The sequence below is a fragment of the Roseateles sp. P5_D6 genome, from assembly GCF_054049415.1.
Window position 1 is genome coordinate 199,674 of record NZ_JBFUMK010000006.1, and the last position, 14,119, is coordinate 213,792.

General features: G+C 67.6%; 14 protein-coding genes. 10 read left to right on the top strand and 4 right to left on the bottom strand.

Annotated features, from left to right (window positions below):
* The 8 genes from panB to ACXJKM_RS10425 all read left to right on the top strand — a co-directional run bounded on the left by panB (nt 1) and on the right by ACXJKM_RS10425 (nt 6,182).
* Complete coding sequence (gene panB, locus ACXJKM_RS10390) at nt 1–807, top strand: 3-methyl-2-oxobutanoate hydroxymethyltransferase (protein ID WP_457352152.1); 807 nt, start codon at nt 1–3, stop codon at nt 805–807.
* A gap of 2 nt (nt 808–809) precedes the next feature.
* On the top strand, nt 810–1,643 hold the full coding sequence (gene panC / locus ACXJKM_RS10395; protein WP_457352154.1) for a pantoate--beta-alanine ligase: 834 nt from the start codon (nt 810–812) through the stop codon (nt 1,641–1,643).
* Nucleotide 1,644: 1 nt separating this feature from the next.
* Entirely contained in the window at nt 1,645–2,289 is a 645-nt protein-coding gene (locus ACXJKM_RS10400; RefSeq protein ID WP_457352156.1) for a peptidylprolyl isomerase, read from the top strand.
* A 75-nt stretch (nt 2,290–2,364) separates the two neighbouring features.
* Entirely contained in the window at nt 2,365–3,066 is a 702-nt protein-coding gene (locus ACXJKM_RS10405; RefSeq protein WP_056200835.1) for a peptidylprolyl isomerase, read from the top strand.
* Between the two features lie 133 nt (nt 3,067–3,199).
* Nucleotides 3,200–4,096, top strand: coding sequence for an alpha/beta fold hydrolase (locus tag ACXJKM_RS10410; protein ID WP_457352158.1), 897 nt, complete (start codon nt 3,200–3,202; stop codon nt 4,094–4,096).
* 19 nt (nt 4,097–4,115) lie between these two features.
* Nucleotides 4,116–5,156, top strand: a complete 1,041-nt coding sequence (locus ACXJKM_RS10415; protein ID WP_457352160.1) for a sensor histidine kinase — start codon at nt 4,116–4,118, stop codon at nt 5,154–5,156.
* A complete protein-coding gene (locus tag ACXJKM_RS10420) occupies nt 5,153–5,872 on the top strand; it encodes a LytR/AlgR family response regulator transcription factor (RefSeq protein WP_457352162.1) in 720 nt (239 codons plus the stop codon). Before ACXJKM_RS10415 ends, ACXJKM_RS10420 begins: the two co-directional genes overlap by 4 nt.
* Before the next feature lie 115 nt (nt 5,873–5,987).
* Nucleotides 5,988–6,182, top strand: coding sequence for a hypothetical protein (locus ACXJKM_RS10425; protein ID WP_056200823.1), 195 nt, complete (start codon nt 5,988–5,990; stop codon nt 6,180–6,182).
* Nucleotides 6,183–6,196: 14 nt separating this feature from the next.
* Here ACXJKM_RS10425 and recG read toward each other — a convergent pair whose 3' ends face one another.
* The gene (gene recG / locus ACXJKM_RS10430) at nt 6,197–8,230 is read right to left on the bottom strand and encodes an ATP-dependent DNA helicase RecG (protein ID WP_056200820.1); all 2,034 of its coding nucleotides are present in this window, start codon (nt 8,228–8,230) and stop codon (nt 6,197–6,199) included.
* A gap of 157 nt (nt 8,231–8,387) precedes the next feature.
* On the opposite strand from recG, the gene ACXJKM_RS10435 reads away from it, so the two are divergent.
* Entirely contained in the window at nt 8,388–10,763 is a 2,376-nt protein-coding gene (locus ACXJKM_RS10435; protein ID WP_457352164.1) for a YCF48-related protein, read from the top strand.
* 19 nt (nt 10,764–10,782) lie between these two features.
* Here the strand turns inward: ACXJKM_RS10435 and ACXJKM_RS10440 are convergent, their stop codons facing one another.
* The gene (locus ACXJKM_RS10440) at nt 10,783–11,535 is read right to left on the bottom strand and encodes a substrate-binding periplasmic protein (RefSeq protein ID WP_457352166.1); all 753 of its coding nucleotides are present in this window, start codon (nt 11,533–11,535) and stop codon (nt 10,783–10,785) included.
* A 137-nt stretch (nt 11,536–11,672) separates the two neighbouring features.
* Between ACXJKM_RS10440 and queA the strand changes: the two genes are divergently transcribed.
* Nucleotides 11,673–12,737 (top strand): tRNA preQ1(34) S-adenosylmethionine ribosyltransferase-isomerase QueA, encoded by a 1,065-nt coding sequence (gene queA, locus ACXJKM_RS10445; protein ID WP_457352168.1) that lies wholly within the window; start codon nt 11,673–11,675, stop codon nt 12,735–12,737.
* Here the strand turns inward: queA and ACXJKM_RS10450 are convergent.
* Together ACXJKM_RS10450 and ACXJKM_RS10455 are read right to left on the bottom strand one after the other, a co-directional pair.
* On the bottom strand, nt 12,689–13,294 hold the full coding sequence (locus ACXJKM_RS10450) for an IMPACT family protein (RefSeq protein WP_457352170.1): 606 nt from the start codon (nt 13,292–13,294) through the stop codon (nt 12,689–12,691). The genes queA and ACXJKM_RS10450 overlap by 49 nt on opposite strands.
* Nucleotides 13,295–13,315: 21 nt before the next feature.
* Nucleotides 13,316–14,119 (bottom strand): substrate-binding periplasmic protein, encoded by an 804-nt coding sequence (locus ACXJKM_RS10455; protein ID WP_457352172.1) that lies wholly within the window; start codon nt 14,117–14,119, stop codon nt 13,316–13,318.

Sequence of the window (14,119 nt, forward strand, 5' to 3'; positions counted from 1 at the left end):
ATGATTGATCGCAAGCCCATGACCCTGCCGCGCCTGGCGCAGATGCATGCCAGCGGCGAGAAGATCGCCATGCTGACCTGCTACGACGCGGCCTTCGCCAGCCTGCTCGATGAAGCCGGTGTCGACATCCTGCTGATCGGCGATTCCCTGGGCAATGTGCTGCAGGGCCGCGGCTCCACGGCGCCGGTCAGCCTGGAGGACATGGTCTATCACACCTTCTGCGTGTCACGCGGCCACAAGTGGGCCTGGATCATTGCCGACCTGCCTTTCGACAGCTATCACGTCAGCAAGGAAGAGGCCTGGAAAAGCGCTGCGGCCTTGGTGAAAGCCGGTGCCCATATGGTCAAGCTCGAGGGTGGCGGCTGGACGGCCGAGACGGTGCGCTTCATCAGTGAGCGCGGCATCCCGGTCTGCGCTCACCTGGGCTTCACGCCGCAGACGGTGAACGCTTTAGGCGGCTTCAAGGTCCAGGGCCGCGACGAGGCCGGCGCGGCGCGCATGAAGCGCGAGTCGCGGGAATTGGTGGAGGCGGGCGCGGCCATGCTGCTCTACGAGATGGTGCCGGCCACCCTGGCCGCCGAGATCACCGCTGAATCCCCCGTGCCCGTCATCGGCATTGGCGCGGGTGTGGGCACTTCGGGCCAGGTGCTGGTGCTGCACGACATGCTCAACATCACGGCGGGCAGGAAGCCGCGCTTCGTCAAGGACTTCATGGCCGGCAAGGACTCGGTGCTGGCCGCCGTGAAAGGCTATGTGGACGAGGTGAAGGCCAGGACCTTCCCGGTGAACGAGATTCACGGGTTCTGACGATGCAAGTCATCCGCACCATCGCTGAGCTTCGCGATGCCCTCGCCATCCACCGCCAGCGGGGCTTCGTGCCGACGATGGGCAACCTGCACGACGGCCACTTGCAGCTCGTCAGACAGGCGCGCGAGCTGGTCGGCCCGGCGGGCGCCGTCGTCGCCAGCATCTTCGTCAACCGGCTGCAGTTCGCGCCACACGAGGATTTCGACACTTACCCGCGCACGCTGGAGCGCGACTGCGCGCTGCTCGAAGGCGCGGGCTGCGACATCGTTTTCGCGCCGTCGGAGAAGGAGCTCTACCCCGAGCCGCAGGGCTACAAGGTGAGCCCGCCGACCGAGCTGGCCGACATCCTCGAAGGCCATTTCCGCCCCGGCTTCTTCACGGGGGTTTGCACCGTCGTGCACAAGCTCTTCAACATCGTGCAGCCGACGCTGGCGGTGTTCGGCAAGAAGGACTACCAGCAGCTGATGGTGCTGCGCCGCATGACGGCGCAGATGGCCCTGCCCATCGAGATCCACGGTGGCGAGACGCGCCGCAGCGAGCAAGGCCTGGCGCTGTCTTCGCGCAACGGCTACCTGAGCGAGGCCGAGAAGACCGAGGCGCTGCGGCTGTCCCGAACGCTGAAAGAGCTGATCGCCCGCTGGCACGCCGGAGAGCGCGACTTGGACGGGATGGAAGCCCAGGCGCTGCAGTCGCTGCGCGATGCGGGCTGGGCGCCAGACTATCTGACGCTGCGCCGGCAGCACGATCTTGGGGCAGCGGTGGAAGGTCAGCCGCTGGTCGCGTTAGGAGCTGCGAAACTAGGCAGCACCCGTTTGATCGATAACCTTGAAACTTGAAATGACAAAGATTCGACTGCGCCGCCGCCCGCTGCTGGCCCTGGCCGCCGCTTCCCTTGTGCTGACCATGGCCGCCTGCGGTGGCGGTGGCGGCAGCAGCGGTGACCCTGTCACCCCGCCGCCGCCCTCGACGCCGGTCACCCTGACCGTCACGCACAAGGTCAAGATCACGACCTCCATGGGCGACATCGAGCTGGGCCTGGACCACAACCACGCGCCAATCAGCGTGGACAACTTCCTGAAGTATGTGAACGACGGCTTCTACAAGGGCACGGTCTTCCACCGCGTCATCAGGGATTTCGTCATCCAGGGCGGCGGTGTCACGCGCGGGCCGGACGGCCTGCGGGACAAGACGCCGACCTACGCGGCCATCAAGCTGGAAAGCCAGAACGGCCTGTCCAACCTGCGCGGCACGCTCGCCATGGCCCGCACCTCGGTGCCCGACAGCGCCACCAGCCAGTTCTACATCAACACCGTGGACAACACGAGCCTGAACTACGCCAGTGCCGCCAACCCTGGCTATGCCGTGTTCGGCCAGGTGACGGCGGGCATGGACATCGTGGACAAGATCCGTGCGGTCAACACCAATGCCTCGGACGTGCCGCTCGTCGACATCACCATCACCGATGCCAAGGTGATTCCGTAACAAGCTGCGTCCGCTGTCGTCCAGACGGCGGGCCGCTTCGTTAGGCAGGCCCCTTCACCTCGCGGGTGTCCTGCCATGTTCAAACGTCTCGCCACCTTGTTGCTGGTCACCGGCTCGGCCACCCTGTTCAGCGCCTGCGGCGGCGGTGTCGAGATCGAAGTGGGCGGCGGAGGCGGAGGCGGAGGGGGCGGCACCCAATACCCGCGCCCCAATCCCAACCCGAATCCGCCCACGCAGTCATGCAGCCCCGCAGGCCTGGCCGCGTCCGCCGCGAGCCAATGGGGCACGGTCTGCATGCTGACGAGCAGCGGCGAGATCGTCGTTGAGCTCTACGACACCTACGCGCCGCTGACGGTGGCCAACTTCTACAAATACGTCTCGGCGGGCTTCTACACGAGCACGCTGATCCACCGCGTCGACCGCGACTTCGTCGTCCAAGGCGGTGGCTACACAAGCGGCATGGTCACCAAGACGCCGCTGTATGCGCCGATCAAGCTGGAAAGCAACAACGACCTGTCCAACCTGCGCGGCACCATTGCCATGGCCCGCCGCAGCGATGCGGACTCGGCGACCAGCCAGTTCTTCTTCAACGTGAAGGACAACACCAGCCTGGATTACCAGAGCGCTGCCAACCCGGGCTATGCCGTCTTCGGTCGCATCATCTCCGGCCTCAACACGCTGGACGCGATCAACGTCGTGCCGACCTACACCTACAGCTCGACCGACATCGAGCCGCGCACCGAGGTGCTGGTCTACTGGGCCCAAAGGTTGAAGTAAGGTCTGAAGTAGGCCCGTCCGTCCTGGCGGCTCGCCATTCGTCAGCGCGGCTTGCCGTTCGTCATCGGGCCCGGGCAGCCCGGCCTGGACATGGCCAACATGCCTCCATCACAACTTTGATGGAGAAGACGCCATGACCCGCAAGACCTCGTGGATCGGCCTGTTCGGCGCCGCCGTGGGCATCGCCACCGCCCTTTGGGTGAGCAACACCCAGGCCGCGACGACCGAGTTCCGTGACTTGCGCGTGGACCTGGTCGGCCAGGGCCGGCCGGTCGTCATGATCCCTGGCCTGAACAGCGCGGCCAGCACCTGGACGGAGACCTGCGCTGCCCTGCAGCCCGGCGTGCAATGCCACATCGTGCAGCTGCCCGGCTTTGCCGGCGCGCCTGCGGTGGTGACGGACAACTTCCTGGCCGGCATGCGCGACCGCCTGTTGGCCTACCTGGACGACCGCAAGCTCGACCGACCTGTCGTGATGGGCCACAGCCTGGGCGGCGTGCTGGCCCTGCAGATGGCGGCGGAGAAGCCCGGCCGCATCGAGCGCCTCGTCATCGTCGACTCCCTGCCCTTCCTGGCTGGCCTGCGCGGCATGACGCCCGAAGCTGCGCGCGGCGTGGCGGCTGGCATGCGCCAGCAGATGCTGGCCGGCACCAAGGAGCAATGGGAGGCCGGCACCCGCCAGGGCGCGGGTGGCATGAGCCGCAACCCGGCCAACGCCGAGCGCATCGTCGGTTGGGGCCTGGCCAGCGACCGTGCGACAACGGCTCAGGCCATGTCCGAACTGTGGGGCGAGGACTTGCGTCCGCTGCTGCCCAGGATCACTGCACCGACGCTGGTGCTCGGCGCCTGGGCGGCCTACGAGCCCATGGGCTCGACGCTGGAGAGCACGAAGAAGATCTTCGAGGCGCAGTACGCCGGCCTGAACGGCGCCAAGGTGTCCATGAGCCAGCGCGGCTATCACTTCCTCATGTGGGACGATGCCGACTGGCTGGTTGGCGAGGTCAAGAGCTTCCTGGCCGCCGGCAAGTAAATCGAGAGGGCTGAGGGGCATGGACACGCGCAAGCGGATGGCGGTGCAGGCGCTGCTGTGGGGCGGCTATGTGGCCATCTCGCTCGCGATGGTGTCGAGCTTCCAGCCGCTCAACGCCTCCTTCGTCTTTGTGATGGGCTGCGTCGGTGGCGGCTTGTGGGCGGCCAGCGAGGGCTTGCGCGCCCTGGCCCTGCGCCGCGCCTGGCTGGACCGTTCGCCACCCGCCCTGCTGCTGCGCCTGGCCCTGTTGCCGCCGCTGTTCGCCCTGGCAGTGCAGGTCGTGCTCTTCGCCATCAACTGGGCCGGGATCTCGCTCGGCCTGCTGCACTTCCCACCCAATGTGCCGCAAGGCTGGCTGGTGCTGCTGAGCTACACGGTCAACACCACCATCATGCTGTGGCTGTGGATGGCCGTCTGGATGGGCCTGCAGATGCTGCACCGCTGGCGTGTCGGCGAGGTCGCCAAATGGCAGGCCGAGGCCGCCGCGCGCGAGTTGGAGCTGCAGGTGCTGCGCGCCCAGATCAACCCCCACTTTCTGTTCAACGCGCTGAACAACCTGCGTGCCCTCATCAACGAGGACCCGGCCCGCGCCCGCGAGATGCTGAGCCGCCTGTCCAACACGCTGCGCCACACGCTGCAGCACAGCGCCAAGGAACGCGTGCCGCTGGCCGACGAGCTGGCCGTCGTGCGTGACTACATCGCGCTGGAGCAGCTGCACCATGAGGAGAGGCTGCGCGTGGACTGGCAGGTCGACCCGGCCACGGCGGGCGCCAGCGTGCCGCCCATGCTGCTGCAGCTGCTGGTGGAGAACGCGATCAAGCATGGCATCGCGCGCACGGCCGGTGGTGGTGTCGTGGACATCCGTATCGGGCGCGACGGCGGCAAGCTGAGCATTGCCGTCGACAACCCAGGCCAATGGAAGCCGGGGTCGACGGACAGCACCGGCCTGGGCCTGGCCAACCTGCGCGAGCGCCTCGCGCGCGCTGGCGGCGACGGCGCGGGCTGCCGCATCGCGGCGGCCGACGGCCGCGTCAATGTCACCGTGGAACTGAACGCATGAGGATCTACATCGTCGAGGACTCGCGCCTGGCCCGCCAGGAGCTGCGCACGCTGCTGGCGGCCATCCCCGATGCCGACATCGTCGGCGAGGCCGCCGAGCTGGCGCCGGCGCGCGAGGCCATCGACACGCTGCAACCGGAGCTGCTGCTGCTCGACGTGGAACTGCCCGGCGCCACCGGCTTCGACCTGCTCGACCAACTCGAACACATGCCGCTCGTCGTCTTCACGACGGCCTATGACCAGCATGCGCTGGCCGCCTTCGAGCGCAATGCACTGGACTATTTGCTCAAGCCCATCGCCGCTGACCGTCTGGAAGCGGCGCTTGCCAAGGCCCGCGATCGCCTGCGTCCCGCGCCCGTCGCAGCACCGGCGACAACGCTCAAGGGCGTCGACGACATGGTCTTCCTGCGCGATGGCGAGCGCTGCTGGTTCGTGCGCTTGGGCGAAGTGGCCGGCTTCGAGGCCTGCGGCGACTATGCCCAGGCCTGGTTCGACGGTCAGCGCCCTCTGATCAACCGCACTCTCACCAGCCTGGAAGAGAAGCTTGACCCCCAGCTCTTCTTCCGCGCCAGCCGCAGCCATCTGATCAACCTGCGCTGGATCCAGGGCATCCAGCCCTGGAGCAACGACGGCTATCGCGTCACGCTGCGCGATGGGCATCAGGTTGAGGTGTCGAGGCGGCAGGCCAGGCTGCTGCGCGAGAGGCTGGAGCTGTAGCGGCTGTCAGCGCACGGCCTGTCCCAGGCGTTGCGCAGTTCGTCGCATGCCGCGGTCACCTGCGGCGGACATTGGCGACGATCCGCCTTCCTCAACACCTGACCCCACAACTCGAATGAACCGTCTCACAAGCTCTCTCCTCGCCCTGGCTTGCGCCGCCCTGCTCAGTGCCTGCGTCTTCGCACCGCCGGCCGGCTCATCCAATGCGTTTGATGCCGACGCCATGGCCAAGAACACCGAACGCGCCGTGGCTGCCTGTGGCGCCGGCAACGTGAAGGAAGTCAACGCGAAGAGCTTCGTCTGTAAGTAAGGCCTCCCACCTTCTCAGGCCTTCAGAAACTCCGCCTTTGTTCCGAGCCAGCGCGCGACCTGACGTCGCGCCGCCTCGGGATGCTCATCCAGCAGCCTGGGCGCCAACGCGCGCGCCGCAACCAGCAGGGGTGCGTCCTCCTGCAGATCGGCAAAGCGCAACAGCTCAGCGCCGCTCTGGCGCGAGCCCATGAACTCGCCCGGGCCGCGGATGTCCAGGTCGCGCCGCGCGATCTCGAAGCCGTCGGTCGTCTCCGCCATGGCCTTGAGCCGTGACTTGCCCGTGTCGGACAGCGGCGGGCTGTAGATCAGCACGCACACGCTCGCCTTGGCGCCGCGCCCCACGCGGCCGCGCAGCTGGTGCAGCTGCGCCAGGCCGAAGCGCTCGGCGTGCTCGATGACCATCAGGCTGGCATTGGGCACGTCCACACCGACCTCGATGACGGTGGTGGCCACCAGCACGCGCATCGCACCTTCGGAGAACTGCGCCATGACGGCCGCCTTCTCGCCCGCGGCCATGCGGCCGTGCAGCAGGCCCACGCTGCAGCCCGGCAGCTCCCCGCTCAGCTCGGCGTGGGTCTCGGTGGCATTGCGCAGGTCCACCGCCTCGCTCTCCTCCACCAGCGGACAGACCCAATAGACCTGGGCCCCGTCCGCCACCGCCATGCGGATCTTGTCGACCACGTCGTGGCGCTTGGACTCGGTGAACAACTTGGTCACGATGGGGCTGCGGCCGGGCGGCAGCTCGTCGATGGTGGAAACATCGAGGTCGGCGAAATAGGTCATCGCCAGAGTGCGGGGGATCGGTGTCGCGCTCATCATGAGCAGGTGGGGCTCCAGGTCCATCGCCTTGAGCTTGTTGCGCAAGGCCAGCCGCTGCGCCACGCCAAAGCGATGCTGCTCGTCAATGATGGCCAGGCCCAGCCGGGCGAACTTCACCTTGTCCTCGATGACGGCATGCGTGCCGATGACGAGCTGGGCCTCGCCCGAGCCGGCGGCATCGAGCATCTTCTGCCGCGCCTTGCCCTTCACGCTGCCGGTGATCCACGCGACCTTCAGGCCCAGCGGCTCCAGCCACTGCACCAGCTTGCGGAAATGCTGCTCGGCCAGGATCTCGGTGGGTGCCATCAGCGCGCACTGCCAGCCCGCGTCGATGGCCACGGCCGCGGCCAAGGCGGCGACGACGGTCTTGCCTGAACCGACGTCGCCTTGTAGCAGCCGGTGCGTCGGCTGTGGCCGGGCCAGGTCCTGCGCAATCTCCTCGGACACGCGCTGCTGAGCGCCGGTCAGTTGGAAGGGCAGGGCCGCGAGCAGCTTCTCGTGCAGGCCACCAGGGTGGGCGCGCAGGGCCGGCGCAGCGAGCAGCGCGCGCTCGCGCTGCGCCTGCAGCTGAGACAACTGCTGGGCCAGCAGCTCCTCGAACTTGAGCCGCTGCCAGGCCGGGTGGCTGTGGTCTTCCAGCGCAGCCAGTGAGGCGCTGGGTGGCGGGTGGTGCAGGTAGTGCAGTGCGTCCTTCAAGCCCGGCAGCCCCTGCGGCACCACGCCGGCCGGCAGCAGCTCGCGCAGGTCCGCACGCGCCAGGCCCGAGGCCACGGCCTTGCGCAAATAGGCCTGCGGCAGTTGCGCCGAAGCCGGATAGACAGGGGTCAATGATTGGGCCAGCGGCGTGTCCTCGTCGACGACCTTGACGACGGGGTGCACCATTTCGCGGCCGAAGAAGCCGACGCGTGCCTCGCCGCGCACGCGCAGCCGGGTGGCCGCCGACATCTGCTTTTGCTGCGAGGGGTAGAAGTGCAGGAAGCGCAGCAGCAGCGTGCCGGAGTCGTCCTTCACGCGCACCAGCAGCTGGCGGCGGCTGCGCAGCTCCACCTGGCAGTCGACGACGACGCCCTCCACCTGCGCCGGCTCGTTCTCGCGCAGCGCGGCAATGGGGATCAGCTGGGTCTCGTCCTCATAGCGCATCGGCAGGTGAAGAGCCAGGTCGATGTCGCGCAGCAGGCCGAGCTTTTCCATCGCTTTCTGCGGTGCGGACTTGGCTGGCTCGGGCATGCCGGCATTTTGCGTTCGTAAAGCAGCGCGCCGACCGCCCGGCGTCGGGAGCCTCGAACCCCTCATTCGAGCGGACGAAGCCAACGCCATGCCCTCCTTTTGCATCACAATCCGGCCCGACAAAAACAGCCCGGATCGGGGCCAGGGAGGGTCTGCAATGCAGAAGTTGACGCTGCGCGTGCGCGCTTTGGGAATGGGAATGCTGGCTGCCGCCGTGCTCACGGCCTGCGGTGGTGGCGGTGGCGACAGCACGCCTCCCCCGCCGCCGGCACCCACCGTCATTCCGGAAAACCTGGCCATCACCGCCCCGGCCACGTCCGATTCGGCCACTGCCGTGGCGTTCGGCAATTCGGCCGGTACGCTCACCGGCCTCAAGTTCCAGTGGGACTTCGGCGACGGCAGCACCAGCACGGATGCCGCACCCAGCCACAGCTTTGCCAGCGGTGGCGAGTTCGATGTGGTGCTCAAGGTCACCAACGAGGCCGGCAGCAGCCGCGAGACGCGCACCAAGGTCGCGATCACCAACATCGCCAACGTGCGCGGACTCGAGTGCACCGGCGCATCGAACACCGGCTGGTGCTGGCAAAACCCCCGACCGACGGGCAATCACGTCAACACCGTCTATTTCCTGAACGCCACCACCGGCTGGCGTGGTGGCGAGAGCGGTGAAATCTTCAAGACGACCGATGGCGGTGGCACCTGGGTTCGCCAGAATTCGGGCGTCAACGCGGCCATCTACGGCATCAAGTTCTTCGATGCCCAGACGGGTTGGGCCACGGGTGCCTTCGGCGCACTGCTGCGCACGACCGACGGCGGCAACACCTGGACGGTGTCCAAGTTTGGAGACCCTTCGTACTACCTGAGCAGCGCTGACCTGGGTGTCATCACCGCCGTCGACGCCAAGACGGTCTATATCGGTCGGCCTGGTATCAGCAACGGCGGCACGGGGCTGTTCTTCACCAGCACGGACGGAGGTCTCACCTGGAAGACCATCACTTCGACGCCTTACCAGATCACGTCAAGCGGCAAGTTCTGGCTCATCCAGAACAACAGCGTCCGCGTGTCCACGGACGGTGGCCAGGCCTACACCAGCTCACTCGATCTCAAGCTCCCGCCGACGTCTTACTACTTCGAGGCTGCCACCATGCTGGCGCAGGATGACCAACATCTCGCGGCCTACACGCGGACGTCCAGCTACGACTACACGACGTACCGGTACGTCTATGCCGAGACCGTGTACACGACGGTGGATGGTGGCGCCAACTGGTCCAAGGTGGACCTGCCGGGCGGGACGACGGTGGGCATCCAGCGCCTGTATCAGGTCTCGGTCGACGCCAAGACGCTGGTGGCGAGCGGCAACAACGGCCTGATCCGCAGCACCGACGGCGGCATGACCTGGACCACGCTGGCCGGACCTCCGGCCGAGCCCTATTACTACTCCTTCTCCTACATTCCGATCGGCGGCAGCGACATCATCGCCAGCAACTACTCGACCCTGTGGTTGAGCCGTGATGCGGGCCAGACCTGGGCCAAGATCAGCATGCCGGGTGGCGTGAACTCCTTTTCCTATTCGAGTGACAGCTTCCGGCGCGTCGACACCAGCAGCCTGCTCGCCTCGGACGGCCAGGGCGCGATGTACCTGAGCAAGGACAACGGCCAGAACTGGACCAAGGTCTTCACGGCTGTCGACAGCGGCGGCTACTACGGCCAGATGGCTGTGGTGGGGTTCGGCGATGCCAAGAACGGCTTCATGACCGACGCCACCAACAAGTCCTACGCCACCAAGGACGGCGGCATCACCTGGGAAGTCAAGAGCGTCGGCTTCAACGGGGCACGCTCCGTTCAGTTCGTCAACAAGCAGACGGGCTGGTTGGTTGGCAACGATGGTCGACTCTACAAGTCGACCGACCTTGGCCAGAGCTGGACGAATGTGCCGACGGCGTCGGGTGTGAGCTTGACCGGTGCCTACTTCCAGACCGAGACGCTGGGCTGGTCGCAGCGCAATTCGGGGGCCCAGTTCGCCTACACGCGTGATGGCGGCAAGACCTGGACCGAAATGACACTGCCCAATGGCGTGATGTCTGTGCGCCTTGGCGAGCAGTCCTGGGTGGCCGTGGGCAACATGGGGGGCGTCTATGTCTCCACGGACTCTGGCGCGACCTGGAATGCTGCGTACACCGGCACCACCTCCACCCTCTATTCGCTGGCGTTCACTGACGCTAAGACGGTATGGGCCGTGGGTTCCGAAGGCACGCTGCTCAAGTCCGAAGATGCGGGAGCCAAATGGACCCTGGTCAAGCTGCCCAGCAGCAATGGCCTGCTGCGCGACATCAAGTTTGCCAATGCCAAGGTGGGCTGGATCGTCGGAGACGGCGGACTGATCCTGGCCACGCAGGACGGCGGCAAGACCTGGCGGCAACAGCCCAGCGGCACCAACCTGGCGCTGAGCTCCATTCAGGTGGTTGATGCCAATACGGCCTGGATCACGGGTGCCAATGGCCTCGTGCTGGCCACCGGCAACGGCGGCAACTGACGCCGCCGGCAGCGCTGCTTCAGCGGAAGTAGCGCTGCCTCAACCGCTCATAGCGGCCGTCGCGCTTCATCGCGTCCAGCGCTGCTTGCAGGCGTTTCACCAAGGCCGGGTCGGCCTCCGGTCGCAGGCCGTACCAGTAGGCGCGGGCGACATCCAACTCCATGACCGGCTGCAGCGTGGCGTAGGCCAGCTTGTGCTGGCGCATGGCCCAGGCGGCGGCCCAGTCCAGCAGCACGACGAACTCCATGCGGCTGGCCAACAGCTTGCGCACATTGGTGGCGTCGTCCAGCCCGTGCTCGAGCTCAATGCCCGGCCTGAGGCCGGCCGCCTGTAGCAGGCGATCGGCCGCCGAGTCGCGCACGACACCGATGCGGCGCTCGCCCAGTTCACTGAGCTGGGGCAGGCTGAGGTCGCCGCGCTTGGTGAGCCGGTAGATCAGCACGCGCCGCGGCGCGATCGGCCCGACCCACTGGAACTGTGACTCGCGCTCGGGCGTGCGCGTCAGCGAGAACAGCACGCTGGCGGGCTGGGTCTCGGCCATCTGCACGGCGCGCTGCCAAGGCAGCACCTGCAGTTCCAGTGGCAGGCCGACGGCGGCCGCCATCTTGCGCAGCAACTCGACGCTGAAGCCTCGAACGTCGGCGCCGTCCTGGTAATTCAGCGGCGCCAGGTTTTCGGTGAAGCCCACCAGCGCGCGCTCGGCCGGCGCCGCGACCGCCACGGCGGGCAGGCCGAAGACAGCGGGCAGGGCGAGACAGGTACGGCGCTTCACGGGGCCGCGAGTCTAGGGTGACAACGCTGACGTCCGTATGACCAAGCGGCCGACGGTGTGGAATAAGACGCGGTCGGCCCGATGGGACAATGCGTCCTCCCTTTGGCACGGGTCTGTCCGGCCCTCCAACGCGCCTCATGAGCTCCTCCCCAGCCGCCGCCTACACGGTCGCCGACTTCGATTTCGACCTCCCCCCCGAGCTGATCGCTCAGCACCCGGCCTCCGAGCGCAGTGGCTCGCGTTTGCTGGACGCGAGTGGCGCCGACCTCGTGGATCGCGTCTTCCGTGAGCTGCCCGACCTGCTGAATCCTGGCGACCTGCTGGTCTTCAACAACACCCAGGTCATCAAGGCGCGTCTCTTCGGCGTGAAGGCGACGGGCGGTTCGGTGGAGGCCCTGATCGAACGAGTCTTGCCAGGTACCCAGGAAGTCTGGATGCATCTGCGCGCCAGCAAGAGCCCCAAGCCGGGCAGCCGCGTGCGGTTTGCCGATGCCTTCGATGCCGAAGTGCTGGGCCGCTGCGGGCCGGACAACGGCCTCTTCCATCTGCGCTTCGCCGGCGACCCCTTCGCGTTGCTGGAGGCGCACGGCCATGTGCCGCTGCCGCCCTACATCGCCCATGCCGACGGCGAAGACGATGTGCGCCGTTACCAGACGGTGTTTGCCAAGGAGCCCGGTGCCGTCGCCGCGCCGACGGCGGCCCTGCATTTCGACGAAGCCCTGCTCGCCCGCCTGGCCGAGCGTGGCGTTGCGAGCGCCCATGTGACCCTGCATGTGGGCGCCGGCACCTTCCAGCCGGTGCGCGTCGAGCAGCTGGCCGACCACAAGATGCACAGCGAATGGTTCGAGGTGCCGCAGGCGACGGTGGACGCCGTCGCCGCCTGCCATGCGCGCGGCGGCCGCGTCGTGGCCGTCGGCACGACGACGCTGCGCGCGCTGGAATCGGCCGCGCGCGGCGGTCAGCTGGAAGCGGGTGCCCGCGAGACCGACATCTTCATCACGCCGGGCTTCCAGTTCCGCGTCGTCGACCGCCTCGTCACCAATTTCCACCTGCCCAGGAGCACGCTGATGATGCTGGTCAGCGCCTTTGCGGGCTACGAGCGCATCCGTTCGCTGTACAGCCACGCCATCGCGCAGCGCTACCGCTTCTTCAGCTATGGCGATGCGATGCTGCTCTCTCGCATCCAGGCCACACGGCCCTGAGCCGCTTCGTCGACGGCGGCTGTGAAGGCGGCCCGCGCCGTCACGGGCAAGCTGAAGCGCATGCTGACGCGCGTCTCGTGCTTCACGTCGACGAGCTGGGCACCATGCTGTTCGGCCAGCCGGCGCAGCCGGCCTTCCAGTTCGTAAGGCAGCTCGCAGCCCAGCTCCACCTGGGCCACGCGCTCGATCTTGTCGGCAGTCAGCAAGGCCTGGGCGATGCAGTCGGTGTAAGCCCGCACCAGCCCGCCGGCGCCGAGCTTGACGCCGCCCCAGTAGCGCACGGCGGTCGCCAGCACGCCGTCCAGGCCCTGATGGCGCAGCACGTCCAGCATGGGCCGGCCCGCGGTGCCGCCGGGTTCGCCGTCGTCGTTGGCGGCCGAATGCCCGCCGGCGAGCAGGGCCCAGCAGACATGGGCCGCGCCGGGGTGGGCGGCGCGCAGCTCGGCGACCCGGACCAGGGCGGCCGCGCGATCGGCGCACGGCTCGACGCGGCCGAGGAAGCGGCTCTTCTTGATGACGAGTTCGTGTTCGGCAGGTGCCGCGAGGGTCAGGGACATGTGGCGGGGATTGTCCCGTGCTCAGTCACCCGTATAGGCCGCAGCTCGGGCGCCCTTGTCGCCGAGATGGCGACGCAGGATCTCGTGGACCTTGCCCTCGGCCAGCATGGCCTGCAGCGCGCGGCGCAGCCGCTGGCGGTCGTCCTCCGGCATGCTGCGCACCATGGCCAGCGCGACGGCATTGCGCTCGGTGGGTGTGACGTCCACGGGGACGAGTTCGTCTGGGTCGTCGAAGGCGGCCATGGCGATGCCCCAGCCGCTGGGCAGGGCCAGCAGGGCGTCGGCGCGGCCGGCCTTGAACATGCGAGTGGCGGTCTTGAAGTCGCCGGCCTCAACGAGGCGGCCCTGGCTGCGCATGCGCTGCACCCAGGCGTCGATGGTCGGGCCGTGGGCGTAGCCGCGCACGTCCAGCAGCCGCAGCTCGGTATTGGCCTCGAAGGCGGCGATGGTCGGGGTGCGCGCCGCCAGCTCGCGGCGCATCAGCACCTGGTAGCGGCCCTGGGCATAGGGCACCAGTTCGGCGATCTCGCGGCGCTCCGGGCTCACCAGCGCCGACAGCGTCAGCTGCACGCCACCGCGCCGCATCTGGTCCCAGATGCGCACGCGCGACTCGACCACCAGCCGCAACTGGCAGCCCGAACGGCGCGCCAGCTCGTCGAACATGTCCTCGTCGATGCCGGCGGGCCCGGTATGCGGGTCTTCGTAATAGAAGCGGGCATAGGGGTAGAGCGCCGCTGTGTACGGGCCGCAGGCCTGGGCGGCCGCCTGCTCCCCTATCAGGGCGAGTAGCAGGCCTGCAATCAGCGGCTGGAGCGATGCGCGCAT

Bases quoted from the DNA above. Each gene is read 5' to 3' on its own strand.
- ACXJKM_RS10425 (WP_056200823.1), top strand. From the start codon at position 5,988: ATGAACCGTCTCACAAGCTCTCTCCTCGCCCTGGCTTGCGCCGCCCTG.
- recG (WP_056200820.1), bottom strand. From the start codon at position 8,230: ATGCCCGAGCCAGCCAAGTCCGCACCGCAGAAAGCGATGGAAAAGCTC.
- queA (WP_457352168.1), top strand. From the start codon at position 11,673: ATGAGCTCCTCCCCAGCCGCCGCCTACACGGTCGCCGACTTCGATTTC.
- ACXJKM_RS10400 (WP_457352156.1), top strand. From the start codon at position 1,645: ATGACAAAGATTCGACTGCGCCGCCGCCCGCTGCTGGCCCTGGCCGCC.
- ACXJKM_RS10455 (WP_457352172.1), bottom strand. From the start codon at position 14,119: ATGCGCGCATCGCTCCAGCCGCTGATTGCAGGCCTGCTACTCGCCCTG.
- ACXJKM_RS10415 (WP_457352160.1), top strand. From the start codon at position 4,116: ATGGACACGCGCAAGCGGATGGCGGTGCAGGCGCTGCTGTGGGGCGGC.
- ACXJKM_RS10410 (WP_457352158.1), top strand. From the start codon at position 3,200: ATGACCCGCAAGACCTCGTGGATCGGCCTGTTCGGCGCCGCCGTGGGC.
- ACXJKM_RS10450 (WP_457352170.1), bottom strand. From the start codon at position 13,294: ATGTCCCTGACCCTCGCGGCACCTGCCGAACACGAACTCGTCATCAAG.
- ACXJKM_RS10405 (WP_056200835.1), top strand. From the start codon at position 2,365: ATGTTCAAACGTCTCGCCACCTTGTTGCTGGTCACCGGCTCGGCCACC.
- panB (WP_457352152.1), top strand. From the start codon at position 1: ATGATTGATCGCAAGCCCATGACCCTGCCGCGCCTGGCGCAGATGCAT.
- ACXJKM_RS10435 (WP_457352164.1), top strand. From the start codon at position 8,388: ATGCAGAAGTTGACGCTGCGCGTGCGCGCTTTGGGAATGGGAATGCTG.
- ACXJKM_RS10420 (WP_457352162.1), top strand. From the start codon at position 5,153: ATGAGGATCTACATCGTCGAGGACTCGCGCCTGGCCCGCCAGGAGCTG.
- panC (WP_457352154.1), top strand. From the start codon at position 810: ATGCAAGTCATCCGCACCATCGCTGAGCTTCGCGATGCCCTCGCCATC.